Origin of the sequence: Streptomyces sp. NPDC051172, assembly GCF_040682555.1 — a bacterium.
Lineage (GTDB): Bacteria > Actinomycetota > Actinomycetes > Streptomycetales > Streptomycetaceae > Streptomyces.
In genome coordinates this window covers 165,541-192,337 of sequence record NZ_JBFBBE010000003.1, presented here as the reverse complement: position 1 = coordinate 192,337, position 26,797 = coordinate 165,541, and the positions used below count along the sequence as shown (strand labels likewise).

Here is a 26,797-nt window from a genome sequence, read left to right as displayed (position 1 = left end):
GCACATGAGCATTGTGCCGCAGCCGTCGAGATGCTCATGCCTGGCCGTCTTCGTGGCAGGCGAGGTGCACCTGGGGTGGGATTGGCGACTGACGGGTGATCCTCGGCTACCGCCAGCCGCTGATGCGCGATGGGTCTCTTACGCCCCGTGGCACCCCTCATAAACCCGCCCCGACCCGCACCAACAACCCGCCCCCCGCTGCGGCGGCCACTCCACAGCCCGCCCCCGGGCTGCCAGCGTCGTCGCGTACTGCGGCAGCAGCTCCGCCTCGCCCGGCGAAGCCATCTCCGACGCCGCGAACGCCTCGTAAGAAGGCACCGTCCCCGTCACGATCCCCAGGTTCGGCGTGCCGGAGGCGGCCAGCTCCCGTAGCGACCCCTCTATCGTCGCCAGGTGCTCCTCATGCGACGGGTATTCCGTCGCCAGCGTCGGGTACGCCTCCACCAGTTCCCTCAGCTCGCCCGCCGGCCAGTGCAGCACCGCCACCGGGAACGGGCGGGACAGAGCTTCCCGATATGTCCCCAATTCCGCCCGCAGTCGCGAGATCTCCGCCGCCAGTTCCGCCGGGTTGTCCGAGCCCAGGGACCACACCCGCTTCGGGTCGTGGAGCTCGTCCAGCGAGACCGGGGACGAGTGGAGCAGGTCCGCCACCGTGTCCCACTCGTCGTGGGCGACGCCCAGCATGCGCCGGACCCGGTGGCGGCCGAACAGCAGCGGGTGTGTCGAATACGGCGGATCTGTCACATCCGTGAGGAGGAGGGCCGCGCCCTCCGTGAACGTCTCCTGGGCCGCTTCCAGCTCGTCGTGGGCCTCCAGGGACTCCGCCACGATCACCCAGGGGGCCGGGTCGCGCGGGGCCCCGGCGCGGATGCCGTCGATGATCGCTCGGGCCTCGGCCTCGTGGCCGTACTCCCAGAGGTTCGAGGCCTTGAGGGCTCGTACCAGGTAGGGGTTCTCCAGGCCCGCCTGGGACGACAGCAGGCGGTCGTAGAGCGTGGTCGCGGCGGGGCGGTCGCCGGACAGTTCCAGGTGGGCCGCGGCCTGGAGGAGCAGGGCCTCGGCGTCCTCGGGGTACAGGCCGGCGGTTCGCTCCAGGCGGGCCGCTTCGGCGGTGTGGTCGACGTTCTCGGCAGGCGTGTCGGGGCGCATGAGGGAAACCGTACTGCCCATCCGTGGCGAAGAAGAGGTATGTGCTGGTCAAAGGGTGGGGATCACGTGAGCCCTTCGGCACGCCCGCTCGCCGCCCACACCATGGTCACCAGCGCTGCCGCGACCATGCCCGCCCCCACGTACGGCGGAGCCGTGCGGCCCCGGCCCGCACTGATCGCGATCCCGCCCAGCCACGCCCCCACCGCATTGCCCGCATTGGACGCCGATACGTTCGCTCTCGCCGCCGGCGGGACCCCTTGGGCGTGGTCCGTCATGCGGGTGGTCATGTCCGGGACTGGGCGAAGCCGAATGCGCCCGTGAGGAAGACCAGGCCACCGGGGCGACTCGGCTGTCCGCCGGCAGCCGAACAGTGCGAGGGTCGCTCCCAGCGCCGTCGGCGGTGAGGCTCCGGCCCACCTGTGGCAGGAGCCCGCGATCACGAACTCGTTCAGCCCATCCCGAATCCGCCGAGTGCCGGCGCCACCAGTCCGGCCGGCCGCTGCTCGGAGGGAGCCGAGGACGTCAGATCGTCACCCCGTCTATCTGCAAGGTCTGCACCGCCTTCCCCGCCAGCGACACCGACACCGACTTCCCGCTCAGGAACGTGTCCGAGTACGACCTGTACAGGTCCCCGCCCGTCGTCACCGTGTTCCAGCGCGGTACCAGGCCGCCCGAACCGCCGCTCACCGTGGTGAAGTTGGAGAGGTTGAAGGTGAAGGTCTGGGCCGACGTCGAGGTGTTCAGCGCCACGATCACCAGGCGCTTCGCGCTCGAGTCGTAGGCCGCGACCGCGTTGCTCACGCCCGTGTCGAGGATCTTCATGCCGGGGCGGATGTGCCGGCTGAACTGGGCCATCGTGTAGTACTTCGTCTGCACCGCGCCCGCCTGCAGCGTGCTCGCGTCGTACGCGATCATCGCCCAGTTCGTGGACGGGTCCATGACCTGCCAGTAGACCCAGGCGGTCGGGTGCAGCCAGCAGAAGTCGTAGAGGAGGTTGAAGGCGAGCGTGTAGCCCGTGCCGTCGTTGTCGCCCGTCTCCGAGTTCCACAGGGCCTTGCCGGCCGTCGTCACGACATCCGAGTACAACAGGTCCCTGCGACCGCCCGAGCCCTGGTAGCCGTGGACGTTGACCCGGTTCACATAGCCCTTCGTCGTCGACGAGAAGGAGTTCCAGGTGGTGCGGGCCAGGTCGTAGCTCGTCTCGTCCGAGGCCGAGATCTTCGTCGACGTCAGACCTCGCTTGTCCAACTCGCTGCGGACGTACGGCAGTACGGCGGACTGGACCGTCGAGTCGATGTGGCAGCCCTCCTGGGTGCCGGTCGCCGTCCACCAGCTGGAGCTCGGCTCGTTGAAGGCCTCGACCGTCGCGAAGTTCACACCCCAGTTGTTCTTCGCGTAGAGGGCCACCGCCGCCAGGTGGGAGGCGTGCTGGCGGTAGTTCCAGGACTGGAGGTTGTTGCCGCCGTCGGAGGCGCCGGACGGGTTGTGGTTCAGGCACATCCACCACATGGGGGAGTTGGCGAACAGCTCGGTGGTCGCGCCGCGCGCCGTCGCCTTCACCAGCATCGCGCGCTGGGTGGCGTCCGCCGTCCACTTCCAGGCCGAGGACGTCGGGTCCTCGTTGTTCCAGTCCTGCCAGTAGCCCTCGATCTGCTTGAACGCCGGGATGTTGGGGGAGGCGACCATGCTCTCGCCGCTCACGGTGTTCGAGCTGCACGCGCCCAGGTTGTAACGGGCGATGTTCAGGCCCAGGCCGGGGAGCGAAGTGCCGTTGTACGTCGTCGACTTGGTGGTGAAGAAGATGTCGGCGAAGTCGTCCCGCGCGCCGAACACATTGGCCCACCAGGCCAGGGAGGTGCCCCAGCCCTCCCAAGTACCGTACGACGTCCCGGGGTTGACGGCGATCGTGGCGTCCGCGCGTGCGGTGCCGGTCGCGAGAGCGCTGCCGAGGAGGGTGCCGCCCGCTGCGGTCAGCAGGGTTCTGCGTCGGATCATGGCTTCTCCGCCTTTGCTGGGACCTGGTCCGTCAGGTCACTGGAGGGAAGCATCGGGTGTGACGGGTGAGGTTGTCGAGGGTTGTGCCAGCCCTTTCTAAAACCTCTGTACGAAGTCACGAACAGTCCCTGTCGTACGGCTGTCCCACGGCCGGCGCCGTGCGGGTCTGGTGACTTCGACGTCCGGCCCTTATCGTGCGGGCGGCCCCGCGAAGGAGGCGTACGGATGCGCGTTCCGGTCGTGCAGCACACCACCCGAAGGCAGCGCGCGCGCCGCCGACGTGCGCTGTGGAGCGGCGGCGAACTCCTCGTCACCGCAGGCCTCGTGCTCCTGCTGCTCGTCGTCCATCAGCTGTGGTGGACCAATCGGGAGGCCAAACGCGGCGCCGAGCGCAAGGTGGAGGCGCTGGAGCGGGAGTGGGATGGCGGGGCCACCGGCAAAGGCGGCGACTCCGGTACGTCCGTCCCGGCCGCGACGCCCCAGCCGCGCAGCGGCACCCGTGACCGACAACAGGCGGCCACCGCCAGGCAGCCCCGCCCCTCCTGGTCCCAGGCCTACGCCATCCTCGTCATCCCCCGCCTGGGCCTGCGCGTCCCGGTCGCCGAGGGCGTCAGCAAGCAGGACGTCCTCAACAAGGGGTACGTCGGCCACTACCGCGGTACCGGGCAGCCGGGCCAGGCGGGCAACTTCGCGCTCGCGGGGCATCGGAACACGCACGGCGAGCCGTTCCGGTACATCAACCGGCTGCGGGCGAAGGACCTCGTGGAGGTCGAGACGAAGACCGCGACCTACACCTACGCCGTCGACAAGACGCTGCCGCAGACCTCGGCCGGCGACTCCGGTGTCGTACGCCCGATTCCCCGCTCGATCGTCGAACCCGGCTACGGGTACTCCGAGCCCGGGTACTACATCACACTGACGACCTGCACCCCGGAGTACACGTCGAGGTACCGGCTGGTGGTGTGGGGGAAGCTCGTGTCGATGCGGCCTCGGACCTAGACAGCGGAAAGGGTCCGTCAGCAGGCTGACGGACCCCCGTCCACGAGGGAGCGAGGTCAGGCGTACAGCCTGACGGAGTTCGTCGGTGTGAGGTCTGTCCAGAGACCCCCCGCACAGTTGTTGATGTCGAGGTCCCACGTCACGCTTCCCGTGCCGTTGTACCCCGTGAACCCCTTGACGCCCGCGCCGCCCGTCTGGCAGTTCAGCACGGTGTAGTCGCCGATGAGGTTGTGCACGTTGTACGTGCCGTAGTAGTAGAAGTCGTACACCTTCGGGTGGTTGGGGCTGTCGTCCCAGATGTCGCCCTGGTAGATGCAGACATGACCGGCGTTGCAGGCAGTGGTCTGCGCGGTACGGGGTGACAGGGCCGGTGCGGCGGACGCGGCCGTGGACGCGGTGACGACCGCGGGGACGGCCAGTCCCAGACAGGCCAGTAGCACGACGAGGACGCGGCGCATGGTGATCTCCTGACGGGATTGCGTGGGCGGGTGGGGTGCTTGCTGCGCTGTTGTCACCGGCACTGAGGTACGTGCGGCTGCCATTGCGAAGGCGAACCGGTCGTCACATACCAGTCGTTGATGAATCCGCCGTCGCTGTCGAAGTCGAGCGCGAACCAGTAGCGGTCGCCGTGGCCGTCCGCGTCGCCGTCGCCCGTGGTCCAGCAGGCCAGCATCATGGTCTGGCCGTTGTAGTAGCGGTGCCCGGTGGTGCCCGAGCCGTAGCTCGGCCCGTTGTGGGAGGCCAGGTAGGACCCGGCAGATATGCCGGTCACCGACGCACACCACACCGTCTGCCCGTCGTGGTCGCAGGCCCAGCCGGCGGCCGAGGCCGGTGAGGCGGCCGTGCCCACCGCAACCGCGGCCAGCGCCAGCGTGCCGGCGAACGCGGCCGCGCGACGGCGTATGGGGCCGGCCTGGCGGACGTGACTCTTCATGGGGTCCCCCGATCGTCGATTCCGCGGCGCCTCAACGTAGGTGCGGCCCGAAGGCAGCCGCAAACACTTCGAAGGCCGTCGAAAGGTGCCGGACCGACCGGCTCCGCCACATCGTGGAACGCGGGCCGTTGAACCGGAACCTGGGACTTCTCAGGGTGACTTCGGCGGGAGCTACGCCCGACCCCGCTCGCGCAGCACCAGCACCGCCACCGCGGCCGCCAGCGCCAGACCCGCCGACACCAGCAGTGCGATGTTCGCCCCGTGCCCCAGACCCCCGCCCGAGGACGTCACGATCGCGATCGTCAGGGCGACGCCCGCGCAGGAGCCGATGTAGCGGAAGGTCTGCTGGGCGCCCGAGCCCATCGCCGCGCGGGCCGCCGGTACCGACTCCACCGACAGCAGGGGCAGCGCGGCGTTCAGCAGGCCGCTGCCGATGCCGCCCAGGATCAGGCCGGGCAGGAGGCGCTGCCAGGAACCCGAGTCGATCGCACCGAGCATCGCCAGGACGCCCGCCGCGTGCAGGGCGAAGCCGACGGCCAGCTGGTGGCGGGGCGGCACGCGGCCCGCGAGGCGCTTCGCCTGCAGCGCCACCGCGAAGGACAGGCCGGACCAGAGCAGGAACAGCCAGGCCGTGTCCATGGGGGACAGGCCGAGCGCCTGCTGGAACAGGACCGGCAGGAAGCTGAAGAGGCCGATCACCGCGAGGCCCGTGAACAGACCGCCCGCGGACGAGGCCAGGAAGCCGGGACGGCGCAACAGGCCCAGGTCGATCATCGGGGTCGTGGTGCGGTGCTCCACCAGCGCGAACACGGCCACCAGCACCACGGCCGCCAGGAACAGCAGGCCCACCTCGGCGCGCAGCCAGCCGTCCCGGCCGAGGGTGAGGGCGGCGACCAGGGACACCAGGGCCAGGCCGAAGGTCAGTGCGCCCAGGATGTCCGGACGGCCGCCCCTCGGTGAGCGGGATTCGGTCAACGTACGCGTCCCCAGGGCCGCCACGATCACCGCCGCCGCGCCCAGTACGCCGTACGCCATCCGCCAGTCGGGCATCGCGCCCGCGACCAGGGGGCCCGCCGCGATGCCGCCGCTCACGAAGGCTCCCCACACGCCGGTCGCGTGCAGTCGTCCGCGTGCGGTCGGGAAGGCGTGCACCAGCAGGCCCAGGCTGCTCGCCAGGATCGCCGCACTGGCGGCGCCCTGCGCTGTGCGCGCCAAGGTGAACTGCAACGTGGTGGAGGCCAGCGCGCCGAGGGCCGTGGTGATGCCGAGCGCAAGGGTGCCGATGAGGAAGATCCGGCGGCGGCCGTAGTCGTCGGCCAGGCTGCCGGCGACCAGGAGGAGCGCGGCGAGGCCCAGCGGGGTGCCGTTGATCAGCCAGGCCTGTGCGGAGAGCGGGGTGTGCAGGGCGATCGCCGTGTCCCGGAGGGTGACCACCGGGGCGGTGTACGTCATGAGGGTCACGGCGGTTGCCGCGCTGGTCAGGGCGAGGGTGGCGCGGGGGTGCGGGGGCGCCTCCGCGGGCGGGCCAGGCTGCTCTGCGTGCGCTGTGCCGCCCGCCGACTCCTGCACCTCGGCTGCCTCGGTCCCCGAGAGAGTTCGGTCATTGAACCTAGTCATGTCCTGAACCGTAGCATCGTAGGTTCGGTCATTGAACCAAGCTCGCGGAAAATGGTTACAGTGGACGCCATGGCACTCGGCAAGGACTACGCGACTCAGGAGTGCTCCATCGCCCGCGCGCTGGAGATCGTCGGCGAGCGGTGGACGCTGCTCGTCATCCGCGACGCGCTCTACGGCGTGCGCCGCTACAACGACTTCCTCGCCCATCTCGGCATCCCGCGCGCGGTCCTCGCCGCCCGCCTCCAGTCGCTGACCGCGGAGGGGATCCTGGAGAAGCGGCGCTACCAGGAGTCGCCGCCGCGGGACGAGTACGTCATCACCGAGCGCGGCATCGCCCTGTGGCCGACCCTCCGCTCCCTCGGCCTCTGGGGCCGCGAGCACTACGCCGAGACCCAGCTGCGCTACTTCCGGCACGCCGACTGCGGCACCGAACTCGGGCCGTACGGCGAATGCCCTGCCTGCGGGGCCGTCGTACCCGTCGAGGACGTCCTCATGGAGCCGGGATCCGGACTCGATCCGGACCCGGCGGATCCGGTCAGCCGGGCGCTGCTCAGGCCGCGCAGGCTGTTGCAGCCCCTGGAGCTGCCCGTCGAGAGCGGTCAGGTATAACCGAGGCGGACGAACACAACGGACGACTGGCAGTACGAACGCGCATGAAGGGGGCAGTCATGATCCGCAGCCGGATGTCGCTGCGCCCCGTCGCCGTACTGCTGCTCCCGCTGCTCGTCCTCCAGATCGCGCTGCTCGACACCGGCAGCCTCACCGCCACCGTCGCGCTCGCCGCGACCGCCGCGGCCGGCTCCGCACTCGCCGCCTGCGCCCTGCTCACCGCGCGCTGCGCGCCCGCGGTGCCGCCCACGCGCGTGCGTACGGCCATCCGCGACCGTGCCCGCCGTACGGCGTTCCTGCCGCAACGCGACCCCGACGCCAAGGGGCGCACCCGGCCCCGAGCCCCCGGATCCGCCCTTCCGGCGACGGCCGCGTAGGGCTCACTCACACACGTGGCCGAACCCCGCGCGGGTCGTCATGCCGCCCTGTCCCAGTACCGGCACGACGAGACCCCGGAGGGCTCACCCATGTCCGTTTTTTCTGTCTTCGCCGACCTGGTCGGACACTTCGCCGAACTGCTCCAGCCGCTGTTCGGCGCCTCGGCGGCGGCTGCCGCCATCGTCCTGTTCACCGCTCTCGTACGACTGCTCGTGCATCCCCTGTCCCGGGCCGCCGCCCGCGGGCAGAAGGCCCGTACCGCGCTGCAGCCGAAGATCGCCGAACTGCGGAAGCAGCACAAGAAGGAACCCGAGAAGCTCCAGAAGGCGGTGCTGGAGCTGCATGCCGAGGAGAAGGTGTCGCCGGTGTCCGGGTGCCTGCCGTCCCTGCTGCAACTGCCGGCGTTCTTCCTGCTGTACCACCTGTTCTCCAGCACGCACATCGGCGGCCAGGCGAACGAACTGCTCACGCACCAGCTGCTGGCCGCTCCGCTGGGCGGGCGGTGGGTGGATGCCCTCGGGGGCGGTGGGGCGTTCGGGGGTGCGGGGCTGGTCTATCTCGGGCTGTTCGCCGTGGTCGTTGTCATTGCCGTCTTCAACTACCGGCGTACCAAGCGGACGATGGCCGCCAACAACCCCCTCCCGGTGCAGGACGGCGAGTCCGTGCCGGGGCTCGGTGCCGTCAGCAAGGTGATGCCGTTCATGTCCTTCTTCACCCTGTTCACGGTGGCGGTGGTGCCGCTGGCCGCCGCGCTCTACGTGGTCACCAGTACGGCGTGGAGCGCCGTGGAGCGGGCGGCTCTGTACTCCTGAGCCGGCCTGAGCCGGTGGTTACGGTCCAGTCCGTGAACCGGGTATTGCGGACTGGACCGTGACCTTGGAGGATCGACCAGTCCTCCGATGGCTGCACCCATCGGTCGGGCGCCCCGCGATCGAGGGAGAAAGTGATCATGAAGCTGCTGCGAGTCGGTACTGCGGGAGCGGAGATGCCTGCGCTGCTCGATGCCGAGGGGGTCCTGAGGGACCTTTCCGGAGTCGTGACCGACATCGACGGGACGTTGCTCGCCGACGACGAGGCGCTCGGCCGGATCCGCGCCGCCGCCGAGGCCGGCGAGCTGCCCGCGCTGGACGCCACCGGGCTGCGGGTCGGACCGCCGGTGGGGCGGATCGGCAAGATCGTGTGCATCGGGCTGAACTACCACGACCACGCCCGCGAGACCGGGGCCGAGCCGCCCGCCGAGCCGGTGATCTTCTTCAAGGCCGCGGACACGGTGGTCGGGCCCTATGACACCGTGCTCGTGCCGCGGCGGTCGGTGAAGACCGACTGGGAGGTCGAGCTGGCCGTCGTCATCGGGCGCACGGCCCGGTATCTGTCGGACGACGAGGATCCGCTGGCGTACGTCGCCGGATACGCGGTCGCGCACGACGTGTCCGAGCGGGAGTTCCAGATCGAGCGGGGCGGGACCTGGGACAAGGGGAAGAACTGCGAGACGTTCAATCCGCTGGGGCCGTGGTTGGTGACGGCGGACGAGGTGGGTGATCCGCAGGATCTGTCGTTGAAGCTGTGGGTCAACGGGGAGTTGAAGCAGGACGGGACGACCGCTGAGCAGATCTTTTCCGTGGCGGAGGTTGTTCGGTACGTCAGCCAGTTCATGACGCTGTACCCCGGGGATGTCATCAATACGGGGACTCCCGCCGGGGTTGCCATGGGGGCGCCTGAGCCGATGCCGTATCTGCGGGGCGGGGACGTGGTGGAGCTGGAGATTTCCGGGCTTGGGCGGCAGCGGCAGGAGTTCAAGGACGCGTAGGCGCTCCGCTGGGAGAGCCGGGGAACTGCGCTGGTTCGTGTCTGCGGGCCGTCTGTGGCTGATCGCGCAGTTCCCCGCGCCCCTTACGGGGCGCTGCTCACCCCTTGTGCAGGAACTCCTCCAGCGCCTCCACCACGAAGCGGTGGTCCGCCAGTTGAGGCAGGCCCGATACCGTTACCGCGCCGACGACGCCCACGCCCAGGACGTTGATCGGGAAGGAGCCGCCGTGGGCCGCGTACCCGTCGGGGTCCAGGCGGGAGGAGTCCTCGAAGGTGCTGCCCTTGGCGCGGAAGCGGGCGCCCACCAGGTAGGAGGCGGAGCCGAAGCGTTCGACCACGCGGCGCTTGCGGGTGATCCAGGCGTCGTTGTCCGGGGTCGAGCCGGGCAGTGCCGCGTGGAAGAGCTGCTGGCCCGCGCGGTGGATGTCGATCGCGACCGGGGCCTGGCGCTCGCGGGCCATCTCCACCAGCAGGGAACCCAGCGCCCAGGCGTCCTCGTAGGTGAACTGGCTGAAGACCAGGCGCCGTTCCTGCGCCTCCAGTTCCTCCAGAGGCGGGGTGAGTTCCGGGTGGAACTTCGGGGTGATCTCCTGGTTGTGCGTCACAGCGCCACCGCCACTCCGTCGCGGGCCGAACGGCGGGCCGCCTCGAGCACGTCAAGGGCAGCGGCCGCGTCGAGAGCGGTCACCGGGTTGGGACCGTCGTCGTTGAGGGCCCTGGTCACGGCCGCATAGTAGGCCGGATAGTCGCCGGGGAGGGTGGGTTCGACGCGGCCGCCTCCGGTCAGCGGGGACTCTCCGGATCCGACGCGGCCCCACAGGGACTCGGGTTCCGTGCCCCAGTCGGCGGTCGTCTGCGGGCGCTCGCCGTCCCGCAGGGCCGCCTCCTGCGGGTCGAGGCCGTACTTGACGTAACCCGCCTTCGATCCCAGTACCCGGAAACGCGGGCCGAGTTGGGCGGTCGTGGCCGAGACGTACAGGTGGGAGCGGACGCCGCTGGTGTGCGTGACGGCGATGAACGTGTCGTCGTCCGTCTCGGCGCCCGGGCGGCGGATGTCCGACTCGGCGTAGACCTGCGCCGCCGGGCCGAAGAGCACCAGCGCCTGGTCGACGACATGGCTGCCGAGGTCGTAGAGCAGACCTCCGATCTCTGTGGGGTCGCCGGACTCGCGCCAGCCGCCCTTCGGCTGTGGACGCCAGCGCTCGAAGCGGGACTCGAAGCGCCATACGTCGCCCAACTCGCCCTCGGCCAGCAGCTTGCGGAGGGTCAGGAAGTCGTTGTCCCAGCGGCGGTTCTGGTAGACGGAGAGCAGCAGACCGCGGTCCTCGGCGAGGGCGGCCAGCTCGCGTGCCTCGGCCGCCGTGCCCGCGACGGGCTTGTCCACGACCACCGGGAGGCCGGCCTTCAGGGCGGTGGCCGCCAGCGGGACATGCGTCTTGTTCGGGGACGCGATGACGATCAGGTCCAGCTCGGCGGCGCGGTCGAACAGCTCGTCGGGAGTGGTCGCGATCCGTACGTCCGGGAACTCGGCGCGGGCCTGCTGCTGCCGCTCCGGGTTCGAGGTGACCACCGTGTCGAGGGTGAGGCCCTCGGTGGCGGTGATCAGCGGGGCGTGGAAGACGGAGCCCGCGAGGCCGTAGCCGACGAGGCCCACGCGCAGAGGGGTGCGAGTCATGCACCCTACTTTCGCAACGCTGTTGCCAAAGTGCAAGCGGGGGAGAATGGAGGCGTGGACAGGACGAACGCAGGGGCGGCGGCAGGAGCGGGGGCCGGACGGGCGGGGATGGCGGGCTCCGCAGGCGTCAATCTGCCGGTGCTGCGCAACCACAACACGGCACTCGTGCTCGATCTGCTGCGCACGGCAGGAGGGGAGGGCATCAGCCGGCTGGAGCTCGCGGAGCGGACCGGGCTGACCCCGCAGGCCGTCAGCAAGATCACCGGACGGCTGCGGGACGAGGGGCTGGCGACGGAGGCGGGTCGCAGGGCCTCGACGGGAGGCAAGCCCCCTACGGTGCTGCGGCTGGTGCCCGAGGCGGGCCACGCCGTCGGGCTGCACCTGGACCGCGACGAACTGCGGGCGGTGCTGGTCGACCTCACGGGGACCGTGCTGGGGGAGCGGCGCACCTCGCTGGACCTGGGGGCGGGGGCCGAGGCCGTCGTCACCGCGGTGGCGGGGGAGGCGGTCGCGCTCATGGCGGGGGACTCGGGCGCCGGTTCCGTCCTCGGCGTCGGTGTCGCGCTCCCCGGTCCGCTCGACCACCACCGGGGTGTCCTGCACCGTATGACGGGATTCCCCGAGTGGAACGGCTTCCCCCTGCGGGACGCGCTCGCGCGGCGGCTCGGGGGGCCGGTCGTCGTCGACAAGGACACCAACGCGGCCGCGCTGGGACTCGCCGTCGGCGGCGAGAGCGGGTCCTTCGCCTATCTGCATCTCGCCACGGGGCTCGGCGCCGGGCTCGTCATCGGCGGCGCCGTGCACCGGGGGGCCCGTACCGGGGCCGGGGAGTTCGGGCACCAGGTCATCCAGCTGGACGGACCGCCGTGCGGCTGCGGCAACCGCGGCTGCATCGAGGCGCTGTGCCTGGCCGCGATGGCACGCGGCGCGGTCGACGAGGCGGCGCACGTCCTCGGCATCGGCGCCGGCAACCTGGTCGCACTCCTCGACATCGACCGCGTACTCCTCGGCGGCCGCACTGTCACCGCCGCCCCGGACGCCTTCCTGCGAGGGGTGCGCACTGTCCTCGTCGAACACGCCGGCCGCCTCGGCGAGGCCCCGGTACCGGTCCGGCTCGCCTCCGGCGGGGTTGCCGAGGGCGCGGCACAGCTGGTCCTGGCAGGGCTTTTCAGCCCGTCCCGGGCTTGATCCTTCACCGTCCGGCGTTGGGATTTCTCAGCCCGTCCGGCGCGGGAAATTTCAGCCCGTCCGGCGCTGGATAATTCAGCCCGTCCGGCGTTTGAGGACGAGGCCGTCAGGCCGAAGGGGGGTCTGGGGGCGCAGCCCCCAGGGACGGGACGGGAAGGGGCGGAGGGGGCGAAACACCCGCCTGCGCCCGATGGCAGCCCCCCGCATGCGCTGAACGAGCGGACCTGAAGGCCCGCACGGAGCGGCACCCTTCCCCACCCGCCGGCCCCCGGCAGACTCACATGTCCATGCGACCCTGCACGCCCGTCTCCCTCTGCCTGGCGGCAGCCGCCCTGCTCCCCGCGGCACCGCCCGCACACGCGGCCGACGCCTCCACCTGCGCCGCCCCCGACGCCCGCCGCTTCCCCCTCACCACCCGCATCCACGGCGGCCCGGACACCTATGAAGCGGGTGGCGGATACGGCATCTGGTATCTGGACCTCACCAACACCACCACCCGGACCTGCGGAAAGATCCACCCGGTCGTCGTGCTCGTCGACGACAGGCACGAGCTGACGTCCTCGCAGACCCATCTGGAGTTCTACGACGGCACCCACCCGCACCCCGTCCAGTTCGAGACCACCGACGAGGACGAACTGGTCGGGCCCTTCGACGACGGCTTCCCCGGGTTCACCGTCGGCCCCCGGCAGACCGTCACCGTGAAGATCCGCCTCGCCATCACCTCGGACGCGGCCCCCAACCAGGTCACCGCCGACGCCGCCGTCGTCCAGCGGCGGGGCGACGACGGCGACTGGGTCGGACAGTCCAACGACTACGCCTTCCGCATCCACAACGACGCGAGCCCCACCCCAAGCCCCAGCACCACGGGAACCGGCACCACCCCGCCCAGCCGCGCCCCCCGCCTCCCCTTCGCCGACGAACTCGCCCGCACCGGCCTCGGCACCCCAGGCGTCGCCCTCGCCGCTGCCGCGGTCCTCGTCACCGGCGGTGCGCTGCTGCTGGCCCGCAGACAGCGCAGGCGCCGCTGAGACGCCCATTCCCGAAGATCCGGCCAGTGTCTACGCTGGGGGCGCACGCAGCACCGCGTACATGCGTACGGCAGGAGATCCCGCACATGGCAGAACGCAGGCCCATCGAGTCGTGGCTCACCGACATGGACGGTGTGCTCATCCACGAGGGCGTACCGATCCCCGGCGCCGATGCCTTCCTCAAGAAGCTGCGCGAGTCCGGCAAGCCCTTCCTGGTCCTCACCAACAACTCGATCTACACCCCGCGCGACCTGCACGCCCGGCTGCGCCGCATGGGTCTGGACGTGCCCGTCGAGTCCATCTGGACCTCCGCCCTGGCCACCGCCCAGTTCCTGGACGACCAGCGCCCGGGCGGCTCGGCCTACGTCATCGGCGAGGCGGGTCTGACCACCGCCCTGCACGACATCGGGTACATCCTCACCGACCACGAGCCGGACTACGTCGTCCTCGGCGAGACCCGGACGTACTCCTTCGAGGCCATGACCAAGGCCGTACGGCTGATCAACGACGGCGCCCGCTTCATCTGCACCAACCCCGACGAGACCGGCCCCTCCACCGAGGGCCCGCTGCCCGCCACCGGCGCGGTCGCCGCGCTGATCACCAAGGCGACCGGCAAGAAGCCGTACTTCGCGGGCAAGCCCAACCCGCTGATGATGCGGACGGGTCTCAACGCCATCGGGGCGCACTCCGAGACCAGCGCGATGATCGGCGACCGCATGGACACCGACGTACTGGCCGGCATGGAGGCCGGGATGCAGACGTTCCTGGTGCTCACCGGGCTGACCCGGCCCGAGCAGGTCGAGGACTTCCCGTACCGGCCGTCCAAGGTCGTCGACTCGATCGCGGACCTCGTCGACCGGGTCTGAAACCCCGCTTGACCCATTCGGAGCAATGCGGTCCCGCTGAGGATGCGGTGCCCCGGTCCGCGGGGGAGTCTCCAGATATCTGGAGGTTTCACGATGGGTTCACCACGTCTCACTCTCTGTACCGGGGTTCTGGCCGTCTGCGCCCTCACCCCGCCGGTGTACGCGGTCGACGCGGGCGGAGCCGGTATCTCTGTGAGCCCCTCGTCCCCCGCGCCGGGGACGGATGTCGCGCTCCGGGTGACCGGGTGCTCGGCGAAGGCGGGGACCGCCGCGTCCAGGGCGTTCGTCGCGGATGTACGACTCGCGGGCGCCGACGGCACCCTCACCGGGAACAGCCGCGTCCGTGCCTCGGCCGAGCCCGGCTCCTACGACGTCAAGGTCACCTGCGCGGGCGCCGTGACCACGGCCAGGATCACCGTCGTATCCCCGTCCCCCTCCCCGTCCAAGCCGCAGCCGGCCTCGCACCCCGCGGCGTCCCCCGTCGCCCCCGTCCACGCGGGCGGGGGTGGCACCGCGCACTTCGCCACCGTGGACGTCCGTGAGGCCGGACCCGGCACGGGGCAGGCAGTCACCGGGCTGGTGCTCGTGGCCGCGGCCGCGGGCGCCGTCGCGGTCCTGAGCGCGCGCCGGAGCCGCGGAACGGACTGAATCCATGTCGGACGACGAACACCCCTCCGGGTCCGGGCGCCTCGTGATGGCCCTGACCTGGGCGGCGCTGCTGCTCGCGCTGTGGCAGTGGGGTGTGCAGTTGACCGACGTACGGCAGGACATGTCCGCACCCGCCACCGGTGACATGGGCGCGGTCGGACGCCCGCCGGTCACGGAACTCCCGCCCGCCGTCCGCCCGTTGGGGAACGCACTGCCGCAGCGCATCGACATTCCCGCCCTGGGCGTCCAGGCACCCGTGCTGCCCCGCGGCCTGGACCGCCAGGGAGCGATCGAACCGCCGCCCTTCGAGCAGGCGGGCACCGTCGGGTGGTACGCGGCCGGGACCCGACCGGGCGCCGCCGGAGCCGCGCTGATGCTGGGGCACCTCGACACCGAGACCGGACCCGCCGTCTTCTACAAGCTGAGCTCCCTACGACCCGGCCAGACCGTCCGCGTCACCCGTGACGACGGCAAGGCCGCCGAGTTCACCGTCGAGGGCGTCCAGGTCCAGAACCGCGACCACTTCGACGCCCGGCAGGCCTACGGACAACACCGACCCGGGCGCGCGGAGCTGCGCCTGATCACCTGCGGGGGCACCTTCGACCGGGACAGCGGCAGCTACACGGCGAACGTGATCGTCTCGGCTTACCTCACGGGAACCGGCCACTGACCGCCCGCACCTGCCCCGGCCGCCGGCCTGCTCATCCTGACGCCGGGCGCGGGGCTGCGGGAGTGCTGCACCGTTCCGGGGGCCGGCCCCCGGGCCCCCGGCGGAGAGGCAGGTTGCCGGGGTGTCTGGTGCGGGCATCGCGAGGGGGCCGGTACCGGGGCCGCCGTACCTGGCCCGGCCGGCGGCCTGCTCCCCCCGACGCCGCCGACCGGGCTGGTCCTCAACCGCGGGCGCAAGGGCTGCGGGAGTAACCCGGCGACCGGCGCGGGAGGTCATGGGGTCACAGCGGCAAGGACCGGCCGGGGACTGGGGCCGTCTGAGACGACTCTAGAACGGATGAGCGCCAGAGCCTAGAGGCCGAATGACGCCAGGTTCCGTTACGGTGGCTCTCCGTCATACGCACTGGTGAACGACGGTGCACTGAGGGTTATACGTCGACCCTCCGGACCGGCCGGGTGCTGCCGTGCCCACCCCGGCCATGGTGCTGTAACAGCTCGCCGACAAGCTCCCTGCGACCTCGTGGGCGAGGCGGGCTGTATGTCAGGATTGAGACCTGGACCGGTGCACCCAAGGGGGAGTTGGATGTACGGCATGAGGGGGGCCCGAGTGAGGGCTTCCGCGGCGGTGCTGGGGGCGGCGCTGCTGGTCGCGGGATGTTCCTCCGGGGGCGGGGACGACAAGAACGCCGGCGCGAAGATCACCCAACAGCCCAAGGACAGCGATCCGTTCTGGGTCAACCCGGACGGCAACGCGGCACGTCAGGTCGCCGCCTACGCCAAGTCCGGCAAGGACTCCGAAGCCGAGCAGATCCGCAAGATCGCCGAGCAGCCGACCGGCGAGTGGATCGGCCCGGAGAACCCCGAGCCGGAGGCCCGGGGCTTCACGGAGGCCGCCGACAAGGCCGGCCGCACGGCCCTGCTGGTCCTCTACAACATCCCGCACCGCGACTGCGGCCAGTACTCCCAGGGCGGCGCGGCCGACGGCAACGCCTACCGCGCCTGGATCGACGGCGTGGCCACGGGTATCGGGGACCGCGCCGCCATGGTGATCCTCGAGCCGGACGCCGTACTGCACCTGGTGGACGGCTGCACCCAGCCCCAGTTCCAGGAGGAGCGCTACAGCCTCCTCAACTACGCCATCGCCAAGCTGAAGTCCCTGAAGAACACCAAGGTCTACCTGGACGCGGGCAACGCCGGCTGGGGCCACCCCGACCAGATCTTCCAGCCCCTCCAGCGCGCGGGCGTGACCCAGGCCGACGGATTCTCGGTCAACGTCTCCAACTTCTACTCCACCCAGGACTCCATCGCGTACGGCAAGCAGCTGTCCGCAAAGGTGGGCGACAAACACTTCGTCATCGACACCAGCCGCAATGGCAACGGCCCGTACACGGCAGGCAAGGCAGACGAAAACTGGTGCAACCCGCCCGGCCGCAAACTGGGCGAGAACCCGACCACGAAGACGGCGGATCCTCTGGTGGACGCATACCTGTGGGTCAAACGCCCCGGCGAGTCCGACGGCACCTGCAGGGGCGGCCCCAAGGCAGGCGAATGGTGGCCGGCTTATGCATTGAAGCTGGTGGAAGGGGCGAGTTCTTAAGGGGCGCGGGGCTGTGACATCTGCGGCTCCGCCGCGATGGGGGTCCCCCGCTCGAGCGAAGCCGAGAGTGGGGGGAGCGACAAGCCACAGCGCTCAGCGCTCCCGCACCCCAAAAGACGACCTGCGGGAGCGCTACGGCACCCTCACCCACTGCGCCTTCGACGGCGTCCCCTGATCGTCATCGACGAACAGCATGTACCACCCCGAAGTCACGAGATTCCGATTCTTCGGCACGGTGACCGTGATCTTGTCACCGGAGACCTGGTAGTCCAACGCAATGGACCGCTGATCCACGTCCGTGACGTGAGTGGACGCACTGGGCCGAATCAACCGCACCTTCTTGATCGCTGAAGCCTGCGGCGACGTGAACGTCCCCGACCCGCCCCGAGCAATGGTCTGCGGCCCCCCGGACAACGACGGCCGCGAATCCCGATAAAGATAGGGCGGGGTGTAGATCTCGATCCGCTGCTCGAACTTCCCCGGCTTCGTGTTCGCCTTGTCGCCGTACAGCGAGTCCGACCCGAAGAACATCACCCGCCCGTCCGGCAGCAGAATCGACCCGGAGTGGTAGTTCCGCCCCACCTCGGGATCGGCGACCTGCTGGAACGTGTTGGTGTCCGGGTGATAGAGCCGGGCCTGCAGGATGTTGGAGTCGCTGCGCCCGCGATAGTCCTCCGACCCGCCGGACACCAGTACCGTGTCGTCCGGCAGCACCGAGGACTGCGGATACCGCGTCCCCTTCTCCAGCGTCGGCCCGTCCACGAACTTCGGATTGCTGTCCTTGAGGTCGATCAACCGCGTCTTGTTGCTGGACAGCTTCGACTCGCCGACCCCGCCACCGCCGATCACCATGAACTTCTCGTTCTGCGCCGGAGGCAGCAGCACGGTGCCGGACGTCTCCATCTCGTTGGCGTCGCTCAGCCCGGGCAGCTTGGTGAACTGGTTCGTATCGACGTCCCAGATACCCGGAATACGGCCGACGTTGTCGGGCCCGTACCCCGCATTCGAACCCGAATAGAAGATCTTTCCGTTCTGCATCAGGAACAGAGCCGGATACGTCGGGAACTGCCGGATCTTCGACGTGTACGTCCACTTCTTGGTCTTCGGGTCGAAGACCTCGTTCTTGCCCGGCACCAGCTGCCCGATGTCGTCGAGCCCGGACACGCTGAGGATCTTGCCGTCCGACAAAGTCGTCAGCGTCGGATACCAGCGCGCCTCGTTCATCGGGTCGACCTTGATGTACTTCTCGGCGACCGGGTCGAACTCGAAGGCGTCCCGGATCCCCTGGAAGTCCTTCTTGTCGAGGGCGAGCTTCTGCGCGATGCCGTACGTGTTGCGTGCGTCGGCGCCGGTCAGGCCCTGGATCCGGTAGTTGTCCTGCGTACCGGTCTCGTACTTCGATCCGCTCTTCTTCGCCTCGACGTAAATACGGCCGAGCCCCGGGTCGTTGCGCAGGAACTTCCCCGTCTTCGGGTCGAAGACCTTCGTCGCGCGCGGCACGAGCACCGGGTCCTTGGACACGAAGGTCTTGCCGTTCTCCTTGCCCGTGAACTTCGTCCCCGCGGGCAGGGTCATCGGCTTGTCCGGGTTCTCGTTGTGCACCACCATCAGGCCGCCGGCCTTGGTGACGTCACCCTTCAGCTTCTCGTACCGCTTCGTCCCGCCCGCGATCAGCAGATTGCCGTTCGCCAACTGGGTGTGGCCGGTGCAGAACAGGTCCTTGGGCGTCGGGATCTTCTTGATGGTGCCCTTGACCGGGTCCCAGATCCGGGTGTCGAACTTCTTCGCGTTGAAGTTGTCCTGGTTGTTGCCCGAGCCGGCGATCAGCAGCACCTTGCCGGTGCGCAGCAGCGCCGCGTGGATGGTGTCCTGGCGGTATTCGGGCGGGAACTCGATGATGTCCCAGTGCCCGTTCTTCGCCTTGTACTCGGGTCTGTTGATCTTGTACTGGTGGTATTTCTCGGTGCCGACTCGGTAGAGCCACGGCCCGTTCATCCCGGCCAGCGCGAGCACCACCGCCGTGCCGATCGCGAGTCGACGGGCGCGGCGGCGGCCTGCACGGTCGTTCATTCCTTGCGTCCCCCAAGTCCACCGAGAGCGATCTGCATCGTCTGGTCACTGCCTGCGCCCGAGCCCCCGCCGGAGGCGGCCCAGCTGGGCTTCTGCCCCGAGCCGTGCGGCGACTGCGGCACGTGCTGCCCGGGCAGCGGCTTCGGCTGGTACGCCGCCGCGGGCGCCGCCGAGTCCTGCAGCTCCTCGTACAGCGGCGCGGGCGGCTGCTTCTTCGCCTGCCTGAGGCCGTACCGCCAGGCGAAGATCGGCGACGCGGTGATCAGCAGGGCGAACGTGGCCCAGATGATCATCGCCGGGTGCGAGTGCCCGAGTGTGAGACCGGCGGCGATCGAGCCGCCGAAGACCAGGATGAAGAACAGGTGGATCCGGAAGGTCCCGAACAGCGTGTCCGGGCTGGCCGAGTCGCCCTTGGGCGTCACCACGAACTTGCTCTTGCGACGCAGCACGGTGTCCATCAGGGAACGTGCGTAGATCGGCGCCGAGAGGGCCGACATCACCATGCCCGCCACACCGCCGGAGCCCTCCGGCTCGTGCGGGGAGACGTTGTGCCGGCGGTTCCAGACGTACAGGCCGATCTGCAGCGCGGACGCGTTGCCGTACAGCATCAGCCAGACCGTCGGGTCGATGTTCACACCCGAGGCGCCCAGACCCAGGAACAGCGCACAGCTCAGCGCCGCCAGGATCCAGTTGAGAGCCGACATCGGGTAGAAGATGATCATCATCGTGTAGTTGAAGAGCTTGCCCGGAGGCAGCGAGAACCAGCCCTTCCAGTACTGCTTCAGGATCGTCTCGTAGGTGCCACGGGACCAGCGCAGCTGCTGTGTGAAGAAGTCCGTCCAGGCACCCGGGCCCTCGCCCACCGCGAGCACGTCCGGCGTGTACACCGACCGCCACTTCCTGCCCGTCGCCGGGTTCCGGTGCCGGTGGATCTCGAAGCCGGTGGCCATGTCCTCGGTGATCGAGTCGTACAGACCGCCGATCTGCTTGAGCGCCTTGATCCGTACGGCGTTCGACGTACCGACGAACATCGGGGCTCCGTAGCGGTTTCCGGCCCGCTGGATGAGGGCGTGGAAGAGGAACTGCTGGGATTCGGCCGCCTTGGTGATGGGGTTGTCGTAGTTGCCGTACACCTGCGGGCCGATGACGAAGCCGACGTCCGGGTCGCGGAAGAAGCCGAGCATCCGCTCCAGGTAGTTGGGCAGCGGCACGTGGTCGGTGTCGACGGAGGCGAAGAAGTCGTAGTCGTCGCCGTGCGCCTCGAGCCAGGCGTTGTAGTTGCCGTGCTTGGTCCTGGCGCGGTGCGGGCCCTTCTTCTGGTTCCACTTCTCGACGCCCTTGCGGGAGAAGTGGTGCACGCCGAGGCGCTCGCAGACGGCCTTCACCTCGGCGTCGTCGCCCTCGTCGAGCAGCCAGATGTGCAGAAGCCCCCGGTGGCGCAGCCGCACGGCCGCCTCCAGGGTCTTCGTCACCATCTCCAGGGGTTCCTTGCCGGGCACGTACGTCGTGATGAACGCGACTCTGGTGCCGGTCTCCGGGACCACCGGGATGGGGTCGCGGGCGACCAGCGTGGCGTGCGCGTTGGACAGCACGTTCATGCAGCGGAAGAACTCGATCAGGCCGATCGAGACGAGCATGACGACGTCCAGCGCCGGCAGGAAGCTGAAGGCGGGGTAGTCGCGCTCGGTCCAGTGCTGAGGCTGCAGCAGCCAGCCGAGCAGGATCAGCGAGAGCAGCGGCGCAGCGCCCAGCATCAGGGCGGCGCGCAGCCGGTGCGGCTCCTGCGAGAGCAGTGAGCGGTACTGCACCTTGTACGGCTTGTTCGGGTCGGGCTGGGTGAGGGGACCGGCCAGCCGGCTGTAGTGCTCGTAGTCGTATCTCGGCAGGGTCTTCTTGATGCGTCGGAACTGGCCTGTCGTGCTGTTCCGGTGGGACTCCACCCTGAGCTGGGTTGTTTCTGACGGGTCGAAATTATGCCGGGCGCCCGTCGGCGTCGACGTCATGAGTCATCCCCCCACACGCAGGTCGCTGCGTGTCGTGTCGGTTCCTTCCGCCCGCAGTCGAGTCCCCCTCGACTCCCCACGGACGAATCAGTGACCGGCCGCAGTCACCACACTTTCCACACCCGAAGACATGGAACCGCGACCTTCCGGTTGCATGATGCCCCCCTCGGCATCCGCTCGTGAACGGGGCCCCTTATCCCCACGAACCCGGCAACCGCTTACTTGCCCCCCAACTGCCGCGCATCCGCAGCATCTTGGAAAACAGGGTTCTACGGCGTTCATCATGATCGCAAGATGCGAAACGCGGTGTTTACCGGTCATACGCGTTCATTGTGGCGTGCGTGGGGGTCCTGTGGACCAGTTGTGGACAGCCGGGCGCGGATGTTGCCGAAGTGCTCTCTTATGGCCTTCTCCGCCCGTACCGAGTCGCCCGAACGCACCGCGTCGAGGATGTCCCGGTGCTGTCTGCAGGTCACCTTCGGGTCCTGGGGCGCGCCGCCCAGATCCGTCTGTACGCGGTGGAAGGCGTCCCAGAACGCTTCCAGGACCTCGCCGAGGAGCACGTTGTCCAGCCCTCGGTACAGGGTGGCGTGAAAGGCGCGGTCGGTGTCCGCGAGGCCGGCGCCTCCTTGCGCGGCCTGGTGCTCCATGCGGTTCACGAGGGCGTCGAGTTCAATGAGGTCCGGCTCCGGGATGCGTCCGGCGAGCCGGGAGACGAGCCCCGTCTCCACCGCCTCGCGCAGTTCCAGCAACTGGAGCAGGGAGTCCTCTCCGCGGTAGTGCCCGGCGACCGTGCGGAAGGCGAGGCCCTCGATCATCGGGGCCAGCGACATCGGGCCGACATACGTGCCGAAGCCGTGCCGGATCTCCACGATGCCCATCGCCTGCAGCGCCTTCAGCGCCTCGCGCACCGAGTTCCGGCTCGCGCCGAGGAACTCCATCAGCTCGGGCTCGGTCGGCAGCGGGGCCCCGGAGGGCAGCCTGCGGTCGATGATCAGCTTCTTGATCCGCTCCTGGAGGTCACGCGCTGCCATGGCCAGAGAGTAGCGCTCCGCCGGGTGCGCGGGACTGGGCCGCCGAACGTCTGCGGCGCCGTCGTGGCTGGTCGCGCCCAAGCGGCGGAGCCGCATATCGACACAGCCCCGCGCCCCTTCAGGACCTGCCCTCCGGCGGTCATGGCTGCGGCCCGCCCGAATGGCGAAGGCCCCCCGCTTGCGCGGAGGGCCTCTGCTGTCTGTGCGCCGCCAGGGACTCGAACCCCGGACCCGCTGATGCTGCATCTTCCGGGGGGTGACCCCCGGACCCCCAGCCGTCGCTGTGGTGCCGGGAGGAATCCGGCGTGCTGGAGTGCGGCCCGCCCGAATGGCGAAGGCCCCCCGCTTGCGCGGAGGGCCTTCGCTGTCTGTGCGCCGCCAGGGACTCGAACCCCGGACCCGCTGATTAAGAGTCAGCTGCTCTAACCAACTGAGCTAGCGGCGCCTGCTGACGTCGTAACTCTACCGGACGGTCGGGGGTGCTCCGGACCACCCGTCCCGGCGGCCCCGCCGGGTCACGGGCGGCGCTTGTACATCATTCGGACCGTCAACATGCGCGTCGGGAAGAGGGTTGGGAAACTGATCACCGTGGACAGGCCCGGTCATTTTCATCTGGAGTGTGAGGGGAATCGCATGGCGACTCCGGTATTCGAGGAATTCGATCCGGCGAACGACTGCGACTGCCCGGGATGTGCGCACTGGCGGAGTGTTCTGCCGTATTCGCGGGCGGTACGGCACCTGGTGGCCCGCCGCGCCGTGATCGTGGCGGCCGCCGCGTCCGCGGCCCTCGGCGCAGGGCACGTGGCACCGGCGCTCGCCGCCCCGCAGGTACCGCCCGGACCGGGCGTTTCCGCAGGCAGCGAGGTGGCCACCCCACAGGGGCACCGGGCCCCGCTGCACGGCAGGGGCGGCCCGCCCGTCGAGCCCGCGGGTGACGTCAAGGCGCCCCGGACCACCCGCGCGGACATCATCACCCGGGCCAAGAAATGGATCGACGCGAAGGTGCCGTACAGCATGGAGGCCTACTGGTCCGACGGATACCGACAGGACTGTTCGGGTTATGTCTCGATGGCCTGGGGGCTGCCCGGAAACGAATGGACGGGCACCCTGGGCAAGTTCGGGGAGCGCGTCACCAAGGATGAACTGCAGCCCGGCGACATTCTGCTGTTCCACAATCCGCAGAACCCGGAGAGGGGCTCTCACGTCGTCATCTTCGGCGGCTGGAAGGACTACACGCACACCTCGTACCTCGCCTACGAGCAGCGGCCCCCGCAGGCCCGCCGGAAGGAGACCCCGTACGCCTACTGGCACCAGTCGAACCGCTACGTCCCCTACCGCTACAAGGGGCTCAAGGAGGACCCGCCGGCCGGTCCGGACAAGCCGGCGAATCCGCCGGGCCTCGCGGCGCCGTACCCGGGAGACGCGTACTTCGGCCCAGGCGCGAACAACAAGTACGTGACCCAGCTCGGGCAGATGCTCGTCGCGCGCGGTGCCGGGCAGTACTACGCAAGGGGTCCCGGCCCGCGCTGGTCGGACGCGGACCGCCGGGCCACCGGGGCGTTCCAGCTGGCCCAGGGCTGGAACGGCGCGGAGGTGCGCGGCCTGCCGGGGCCGCAGACCTGGGACCTGCTGGTGTCGGGCAAGGGCAAGGACATCGCTCCGGTCGACGCGCAGGATCCGCAGGTGCCCTCGTCCCATGGGGTGCCGGGCTATCCGGGACGGGCGATGTTCCGCCCCGGCGCCTCCAACCCGTACGTCACCCAGCTGGGGGAGCAACTGGTGAAGAAGGGGTTCGACAAGTACTACACGGCCGATCCGGGGCCGGACTGGGACGAGGAGGACCGGCGCAACGTCGAGGACTTCCAGCGCTCCCAGGGCTGGCGGGGCGGCGCGGCGGACGGGGTCCCGGGCCCGGAGACCTGGCGGCGGCTCTTCTCCTGAGCGCATCCGGCAATGCCCGCTTTGCCTTATTCCGAGCGGTTTGGCTTGACCCATCTGTTGTGACGCATCTGTTGTGACGCATCTGGCGCGGAGGCTGGAGGCACGCATGAGTACGACGACCACTTCACAGACGCCCGAGTCGGAGGGGCCGGGCAGACCCGGCCGCCTCATCCAGAACGAGGCGACCACCGAGATCCCCGTCCATCTGTTGTTCCGCGACGAAGCGGCCCCGGTGTCCGTGCCGCTCAGGCCGACGGTGGTCGGCCGTCGGCAGGGAACGGGTGAACAGCCGCGGTTCCGGCGCCCGACTGCGGCGAAGCCGCGGTCCGTGCCCGAGGTCGACCCCGACCTGGCCGAGCGGCCCGCCAGGGTGCTGCCCGCGACGGCCGGCGTCCTCGCCGGGGCCTGCGGGGCGGCCGGATGCGTGGCGACCACGTGGTGGGCCGGCGTGCTGCCGTCCCTCGCGGTGACGGCGCTACGGCTGCCGGCGGGCCCGGGCGCCGGACTCGGCCCCGCGCAGTGGGCGGCCTACGCGGGCGCCACGGCGCTGGGCTTCTTCGGCTTCGGCGGCCTCGCGCGCGGCCGGACCGGACGGGCCTGGGTGCTGGGGCTGTACGGCCGCTACCGGGGCACCGTCCGGCGCACCGGCCTGATGTGGGTCAACCCGCTGCACCTGCGCCGCCGGGTCGACGTGCGGCTGCGGCACTGGCGCAGCGAGGAGATGCCCGCGGCCGACGGCAACGGGGTCGCGCTGCGGGTCGTCGTGCTGGTGGTGTGGCGGGTGCGGGACACCGCACGGGCCGTGCTGGGCATCGAGGACCACGAGACCTATCTGCGCGAGTGCGTGGAGGCGGCCCTCGCGCGGGTCGCGGTGGAGGCGCCCGGTGCGTCGAAGGGCTCGGTGGAGGCCGTCGCGGAGGCGCTGACCCGGCTGACGGCGGCGGACGCCGCGCCGGTCGGGCTCGAGGTGTTCTCGGTGCAGCCGGTCCGCGTCGAGTACGCCCCCGAGGTGGCCGCCGCGATGCAGCGCCGCCGTATCGCCGCCCTGGACGCAGAGCACCGCGCGACCGTGCTCACCTCGGTCGTCGACTCGGTGGAGGACACCGTGACGCGGCTGACCGTGCGGGGCCTGGTGGAACTGGACGACTACGAACGCAAGGCGCTGGTCAAGGACTTGACGGTGGCGTTCTGCGCGGGGCGCACAGAACCGGGCCCGTGACGGCGCGGCCATGTCGTGTGCATGGACACGACCAACAATCGGCAATAATCTGGGACTTGGTCTAGACCTGCACGCCTCATGGAACTTCCCCCACGTTCTTCAGGAGCGGCAGCATGCGCAAGAAGACCAAGTGGTACGCCGCCGCGCTCGGACTCACCACGGCGGGAGCATTCGTGCTCTCCGCCGGAGGCGCGAGCGGCCACGGCTACACCGACCTCCCCGTCAGCAGGCAGAAGCTCTGCCAGAACGGCACCGTGACCAACTGCGGCGAGATCCAGTACGAGCCGCAGAGCGTCGAGGGCCCCAAGGGCTTCCCCGCCACCGGACCGGCCGACGGCGCCATCTGCTCCGGCGGCAACTCCCGCTTCTCGCAGCTCGACAGCCCGAAGACCCCCTCGGGCGGCGCCTGGCCCACCACCAGGGTGACGGGCGGGCAGAGCTACACCTTCCGCTGGCAGTTCACCGCCGTGCACGCCACCACCGACTTCAAGTACTACGTCACCAGGCAGGGCTGGAACCAGAACCACAACCTGGCCCGCTCCGACCTCAACACGACACCGTTCCTGACGGTGCCCTACAACGGGCAGCGTCCCCCGGCCACCCTCTCCCACAGCGGCACACTGCCGTCCGGACTGAGCGGCCACCACGTCATCGTCGCCGTATGGACGATCGCGGACACGGGCAACGCGTTCTACGCCTGCTCGGACGTCACGTTCTGAGGGTTCCTTGAGCCAATGGCCAGGTCGGCGTGGGTAGGTTCCTCCCACGCCGACCGAACGGGGCCGGCGTACGACCTCGGGGGACCTCATGGCCGCTATGGATGCTCTGTTCTACGTCGTGCCCAGCCTCATGATCGCCCTCGCGCTCGCCGGCCTGATCCGCCTGCTGGGCCGCGCCCGGCGCATCCGCAGCGCATGGAACAGCGGGCTCACCGCCGAGGCGCGCTGCCTGAACACGTACACCACGACCAGCGGGGGCGGCGGCGACAGCTCCGTGAGCACGACGCTGCACCACGTCTACGAGTTCACCACCCGCGAGGGCCGCCCGGTCCGGTTCGAGGAGAGCAGCGGGCCGCGGACGATCGTCACCGGCGACATCGTCACGGTGCGGTATCCGGCCGAGCACCCGGAGTGGGCCACGGCGAAGCCGCCCCAGCCCGGCCGGCTCGTGGCCGAGCAGGGCTGCCTGCTGGCCTTCTTCGGCGTGTTCATCGCCTTCTGCATCGCCTTCATGGTCGGGTTCAGCCTGATCTCGGACGTCTTCAGTCCCGGCGAAGGCGTGGACGACACCACCAACACCGTCGTCGTGGACGGCGTCACGATGACCCCGTGACCCTCCACATCTGACGGCCCATCAACTACCGTGCGCCTCC

26 protein-coding genes and 1 tRNA gene are annotated in these 26,797 nt (G+C 69.9%); 15 read left to right on the top strand and 12 right to left on the bottom strand.

The features are described from left to right. Positions 1–138 precede the first annotated feature (138 nt). From AB0N07_RS03150 to AB0N07_RS03140, 3 genes are all read right to left on the bottom strand, one after another. Positions 139–1,149, bottom strand: coding sequence for an SEC-C domain-containing protein (locus tag AB0N07_RS03150; RefSeq protein ID WP_365831491.1), 1,011 nt, complete (start codon positions 1,147–1,149; stop codon positions 139–141). A gap of 62 nt (positions 1,150–1,211) precedes the next feature. Next, positions 1,212–1,436, bottom strand: a complete 225-nt coding sequence (locus AB0N07_RS03145; protein ID WP_365831489.1) for a hypothetical protein — start codon at positions 1,434–1,436, stop codon at positions 1,212–1,214. Positions 1,437–1,671: 235 nt separating this feature from the next. Beyond that, positions 1,672–3,144, bottom strand: coding sequence for a beta-1,6-galactanase (locus AB0N07_RS03140; protein ID WP_365831487.1), 1,473 nt, complete (start codon positions 3,142–3,144; stop codon positions 1,672–1,674). A gap of 225 nt (positions 3,145–3,369) precedes the next feature. Between AB0N07_RS03140 and AB0N07_RS03135 the strand changes: the two genes are divergently transcribed. Beyond that, the gene (locus AB0N07_RS03135) at positions 3,370–4,143 is read left to right on the top strand and encodes a class E sortase (RefSeq protein ID WP_365831485.1); all 774 of its coding nucleotides are present in this window, start codon (positions 3,370–3,372) and stop codon (positions 4,141–4,143) included. A gap of 56 nt (positions 4,144–4,199) precedes the next feature. Here the strand turns inward: AB0N07_RS03135 and AB0N07_RS03130 are convergent, their stop codons facing one another. From AB0N07_RS03130 to AB0N07_RS03120, 3 genes are all read right to left on the bottom strand, one after another. After that, positions 4,200–4,601 (bottom strand): hypothetical protein, encoded by a 402-nt coding sequence (locus AB0N07_RS03130; protein ID WP_365831483.1) that lies wholly within the window; start codon positions 4,599–4,601, stop codon positions 4,200–4,202. A gap of 53 nt (positions 4,602–4,654) precedes the next feature. Continuing rightward, on the bottom strand, positions 4,655–5,077 hold the full coding sequence (locus AB0N07_RS03125) for a hypothetical protein (RefSeq protein ID WP_365831481.1): 423 nt from the start codon (positions 5,075–5,077) through the stop codon (positions 4,655–4,657). 171 nt (positions 5,078–5,248) lie between these two features. Next, positions 5,249–6,694, bottom strand: a complete 1,446-nt coding sequence (locus AB0N07_RS03120; RefSeq protein ID WP_365831479.1) for an MFS transporter — start codon at positions 6,692–6,694, stop codon at positions 5,249–5,251. A gap of 69 nt (positions 6,695–6,763) precedes the next feature. On the opposite strand from AB0N07_RS03120, the gene AB0N07_RS03115 reads away from it, so the two are divergent. From AB0N07_RS03115 to AB0N07_RS03100, 4 genes are all read left to right on the top strand, one after another. Then, positions 6,764–7,303, top strand: coding sequence for a helix-turn-helix domain-containing protein (locus AB0N07_RS03115; protein WP_365831477.1), 540 nt, complete (start codon positions 6,764–6,766; stop codon positions 7,301–7,303). Positions 7,304–7,362: 59 nt separating this feature from the next. Continuing rightward, positions 7,363–7,680, top strand: a complete 318-nt coding sequence (locus AB0N07_RS03110; RefSeq protein WP_365831475.1) for a DUF6412 domain-containing protein — start codon at positions 7,363–7,365, stop codon at positions 7,678–7,680. Positions 7,681–7,770: 90 nt separating this feature from the next. Further along, positions 7,771–8,493: a membrane protein insertase YidC gene (yidC, locus tag AB0N07_RS03105; protein ID WP_365831523.1), complete on the top strand. Its 723-nt coding sequence runs from the start codon at positions 7,771–7,773 to the stop codon at positions 8,491–8,493. Positions 8,494–8,630: 137 nt separating this feature from the next. Then, positions 8,631–9,488: a fumarylacetoacetate hydrolase family protein gene (locus AB0N07_RS03100; protein ID WP_365831473.1), complete on the top strand. Its 858-nt coding sequence runs from the start codon at positions 8,631–8,633 to the stop codon at positions 9,486–9,488. Positions 9,489–9,585: 97 nt separating this feature from the next. Here AB0N07_RS03100 and AB0N07_RS03095 read toward each other — a convergent pair whose 3' ends face one another. Together AB0N07_RS03095 and AB0N07_RS03090 are read right to left on the bottom strand one after the other, a co-directional pair. Then, positions 9,586–10,092 carry a heme-degrading domain-containing protein gene (locus AB0N07_RS03095; protein ID WP_365831471.1) on the bottom strand — a complete coding sequence of 169 codons (507 nt, stop codon included), beginning with the start codon at positions 10,090–10,092 and terminating at the stop codon, positions 9,586–9,588. After that, positions 10,089–11,162, bottom strand: a complete 1,074-nt coding sequence (locus tag AB0N07_RS03090) for a Gfo/Idh/MocA family oxidoreductase (RefSeq protein WP_365831469.1) — start codon at positions 11,160–11,162, stop codon at positions 10,089–10,091. The genes AB0N07_RS03095 and AB0N07_RS03090 overlap by 4 nt, the downstream gene beginning before the upstream one ends. Before the next feature lie 108 nt (positions 11,163–11,270). Here AB0N07_RS03090 and AB0N07_RS03085 point away from each other — a divergent pair, with 108 nt between their 5' ends. From AB0N07_RS03085 to AB0N07_RS03060, 6 genes are all read left to right on the top strand, one after another. Then, positions 11,271–12,350 (top strand): ROK family transcriptional regulator, encoded by a 1,080-nt coding sequence (locus tag AB0N07_RS03085; RefSeq protein WP_365831521.1) that lies wholly within the window; start codon positions 11,271–11,273, stop codon positions 12,348–12,350. A 281-nt stretch (positions 12,351–12,631) separates the two neighbouring features. Continuing rightward, the gene (locus AB0N07_RS03080; protein WP_365831467.1) at positions 12,632–13,378 is read left to right on the top strand and encodes a hypothetical protein; all 747 of its coding nucleotides are present in this window, start codon (positions 12,632–12,634) and stop codon (positions 13,376–13,378) included. Positions 13,379–13,464: 86 nt separating this feature from the next. After that, positions 13,465–14,244, top strand: a complete 780-nt coding sequence (locus AB0N07_RS03075) for an HAD-IIA family hydrolase (RefSeq protein ID WP_115907969.1) — start codon at positions 13,465–13,467, stop codon at positions 14,242–14,244. Positions 14,245–14,337: 93 nt separating this feature from the next. Continuing rightward, complete coding sequence (locus AB0N07_RS03070) at positions 14,338–14,892, top strand: hypothetical protein (RefSeq protein ID WP_365831465.1); 555 nt, start codon at positions 14,338–14,340, stop codon at positions 14,890–14,892. A gap of 4 nt (positions 14,893–14,896) precedes the next feature. Further along, on the top strand, positions 14,897–15,562 hold the full coding sequence (locus AB0N07_RS03065) for a class F sortase (RefSeq protein WP_365831463.1): 666 nt from the start codon (positions 14,897–14,899) through the stop codon (positions 15,560–15,562). A gap of 582 nt (positions 15,563–16,144) precedes the next feature. Next, positions 16,145–17,158 (top strand): glycoside hydrolase family 6 protein, encoded by a 1,014-nt coding sequence (locus AB0N07_RS03060; RefSeq protein ID WP_365831461.1) that lies wholly within the window; start codon positions 16,145–16,147, stop codon positions 17,156–17,158. A gap of 132 nt (positions 17,159–17,290) precedes the next feature. Here AB0N07_RS03060 and AB0N07_RS03055 read toward each other — a convergent pair whose 3' ends face one another. From AB0N07_RS03055 to AB0N07_RS03040, 4 genes are all read right to left on the bottom strand, one after another. Continuing rightward, positions 17,291–19,228 (bottom strand): galactose oxidase-like domain-containing protein, encoded by a 1,938-nt coding sequence (locus AB0N07_RS03055; RefSeq protein ID WP_365831459.1) that lies wholly within the window; start codon positions 19,226–19,228, stop codon positions 17,291–17,293. Further along, complete coding sequence (locus AB0N07_RS03050; protein WP_365831457.1) at positions 19,225–21,231, bottom strand: glycosyltransferase family 2 protein; 2,007 nt, start codon at positions 21,229–21,231, stop codon at positions 19,225–19,227. The genes AB0N07_RS03055 and AB0N07_RS03050 overlap by 4 nt, the downstream gene beginning before the upstream one ends. A gap of 317 nt (positions 21,232–21,548) precedes the next feature. Beyond that, the gene (locus tag AB0N07_RS03045; protein WP_365831455.1) at positions 21,549–22,265 is read right to left on the bottom strand and encodes a FadR/GntR family transcriptional regulator; all 717 of its coding nucleotides are present in this window, start codon (positions 22,263–22,265) and stop codon (positions 21,549–21,551) included. Positions 22,266–22,636: 371 nt separating this feature from the next. After that, a tRNA-Lys gene (locus AB0N07_RS03040) sits at positions 22,637–22,710 on the bottom strand. 188 nt (positions 22,711–22,898) lie between these two features. Between AB0N07_RS03040 and AB0N07_RS03035 the strand changes: the two genes are divergently transcribed. From AB0N07_RS03035 to AB0N07_RS03020, 4 genes are all read left to right on the top strand, one after another. Continuing rightward, the gene (locus AB0N07_RS03035) at positions 22,899–24,206 is read left to right on the top strand and encodes a peptidoglycan-binding protein (RefSeq protein ID WP_365831453.1); all 1,308 of its coding nucleotides are present in this window, start codon (positions 22,899–22,901) and stop codon (positions 24,204–24,206) included. A gap of 106 nt (positions 24,207–24,312) precedes the next feature. After that, positions 24,313–25,425 (top strand): SPFH domain-containing protein, encoded by a 1,113-nt coding sequence (locus AB0N07_RS03030; protein WP_365831451.1) that lies wholly within the window; start codon positions 24,313–24,315, stop codon positions 25,423–25,425. 113 nt (positions 25,426–25,538) lie between these two features. Then, on the top strand, positions 25,539–26,144 hold the full coding sequence (locus tag AB0N07_RS03025; protein ID WP_365831449.1) for a lytic polysaccharide monooxygenase: 606 nt from the start codon (positions 25,539–25,541) through the stop codon (positions 26,142–26,144). A gap of 97 nt (positions 26,145–26,241) precedes the next feature. Then, positions 26,242–26,757 carry a DUF3592 domain-containing protein gene (locus AB0N07_RS03020; RefSeq protein ID WP_365831519.1) on the top strand — a complete coding sequence of 172 codons (516 nt, stop codon included), beginning with the start codon at positions 26,242–26,244 and terminating at the stop codon, positions 26,755–26,757. The last annotated feature ends 40 nt before the right edge of the window (positions 26,758–26,797 follow it).

Excerpts from the sequence above, each read along its gene's own strand:
- AB0N07_RS03150 (WP_365831491.1), bottom strand. The coding sequence starts at position 1,149 with ATGCGCCCCGACACGCCTGCCGAGAACGTCGACCACACCGCCGAAGCG.
- AB0N07_RS03145 (WP_365831489.1), bottom strand. The coding sequence starts at position 1,436 with ATGACCACCCGCATGACGGACCACGCCCAAGGGGTCCCGCCGGCGGCG.
- AB0N07_RS03140 (WP_365831487.1), bottom strand. The coding sequence starts at position 3,144 with ATGATCCGACGCAGAACCCTGCTGACCGCAGCGGGCGGCACCCTCCTC.
- AB0N07_RS03135 (WP_365831485.1), top strand. The coding sequence starts at position 3,370 with ATGCGCGTTCCGGTCGTGCAGCACACCACCCGAAGGCAGCGCGCGCGC.
- AB0N07_RS03130 (WP_365831483.1), bottom strand. The coding sequence starts at position 4,601 with ATGCGCCGCGTCCTCGTCGTGCTACTGGCCTGTCTGGGACTGGCCGTC.
- AB0N07_RS03125 (WP_365831481.1), bottom strand. The coding sequence starts at position 5,077 with ATGAAGAGTCACGTCCGCCAGGCCGGCCCCATACGCCGTCGCGCGGCC.
- AB0N07_RS03120 (WP_365831479.1), bottom strand. The coding sequence starts at position 6,694 with ATGACTAGGTTCAATGACCGAACTCTCTCGGGGACCGAGGCAGCCGAG.
- AB0N07_RS03115 (WP_365831477.1), top strand. The coding sequence starts at position 6,764 with ATGGCACTCGGCAAGGACTACGCGACTCAGGAGTGCTCCATCGCCCGC.
- AB0N07_RS03110 (WP_365831475.1), top strand. The coding sequence starts at position 7,363 with ATGATCCGCAGCCGGATGTCGCTGCGCCCCGTCGCCGTACTGCTGCTC.
- yidC (WP_365831523.1), top strand. The coding sequence starts at position 7,771 with ATGTCCGTTTTTTCTGTCTTCGCCGACCTGGTCGGACACTTCGCCGAA.
- AB0N07_RS03100 (WP_365831473.1), top strand. The coding sequence starts at position 8,631 with ATGAAGCTGCTGCGAGTCGGTACTGCGGGAGCGGAGATGCCTGCGCTG.
- AB0N07_RS03090 (WP_365831469.1), bottom strand. The coding sequence starts at position 11,162 with ATGACTCGCACCCCTCTGCGCGTGGGCCTCGTCGGCTACGGCCTCGCG.
- AB0N07_RS03085 (WP_365831521.1), top strand. The coding sequence starts at position 11,271 with ATGGCGGGCTCCGCAGGCGTCAATCTGCCGGTGCTGCGCAACCACAAC.
- AB0N07_RS03080 (WP_365831467.1), top strand. The coding sequence starts at position 12,632 with ATGTCCATGCGACCCTGCACGCCCGTCTCCCTCTGCCTGGCGGCAGCC.
- AB0N07_RS03075 (WP_115907969.1), top strand. The coding sequence starts at position 13,465 with ATGGCAGAACGCAGGCCCATCGAGTCGTGGCTCACCGACATGGACGGT.
- AB0N07_RS03070 (WP_365831465.1), top strand. The coding sequence starts at position 14,338 with ATGGGTTCACCACGTCTCACTCTCTGTACCGGGGTTCTGGCCGTCTGC.
- AB0N07_RS03065 (WP_365831463.1), top strand. The coding sequence starts at position 14,897 with ATGTCGGACGACGAACACCCCTCCGGGTCCGGGCGCCTCGTGATGGCC.
- AB0N07_RS03060 (WP_365831461.1), top strand. The coding sequence starts at position 16,145 with ATGTACGGCATGAGGGGGGCCCGAGTGAGGGCTTCCGCGGCGGTGCTG.
- AB0N07_RS03055 (WP_365831459.1), bottom strand. The coding sequence starts at position 19,228 with ATGAACGACCGTGCAGGCCGCCGCCGCGCCCGTCGACTCGCGATCGGC.
- AB0N07_RS03050 (WP_365831457.1), bottom strand. The coding sequence starts at position 21,231 with ATGACGTCGACGCCGACGGGCGCCCGGCATAATTTCGACCCGTCAGAA.
- AB0N07_RS03045 (WP_365831455.1), bottom strand. The coding sequence starts at position 22,265 with ATGGCAGCGCGTGACCTCCAGGAGCGGATCAAGAAGCTGATCATCGAC.
- AB0N07_RS03035 (WP_365831453.1), top strand. The coding sequence starts at position 22,899 with ATGGCGACTCCGGTATTCGAGGAATTCGATCCGGCGAACGACTGCGAC.
- AB0N07_RS03030 (WP_365831451.1), top strand. The coding sequence starts at position 24,313 with ATGAGTACGACGACCACTTCACAGACGCCCGAGTCGGAGGGGCCGGGC.
- AB0N07_RS03025 (WP_365831449.1), top strand. The coding sequence starts at position 25,539 with ATGCGCAAGAAGACCAAGTGGTACGCCGCCGCGCTCGGACTCACCACG.
- AB0N07_RS03020 (WP_365831519.1), top strand. The coding sequence starts at position 26,242 with ATGGATGCTCTGTTCTACGTCGTGCCCAGCCTCATGATCGCCCTCGCG.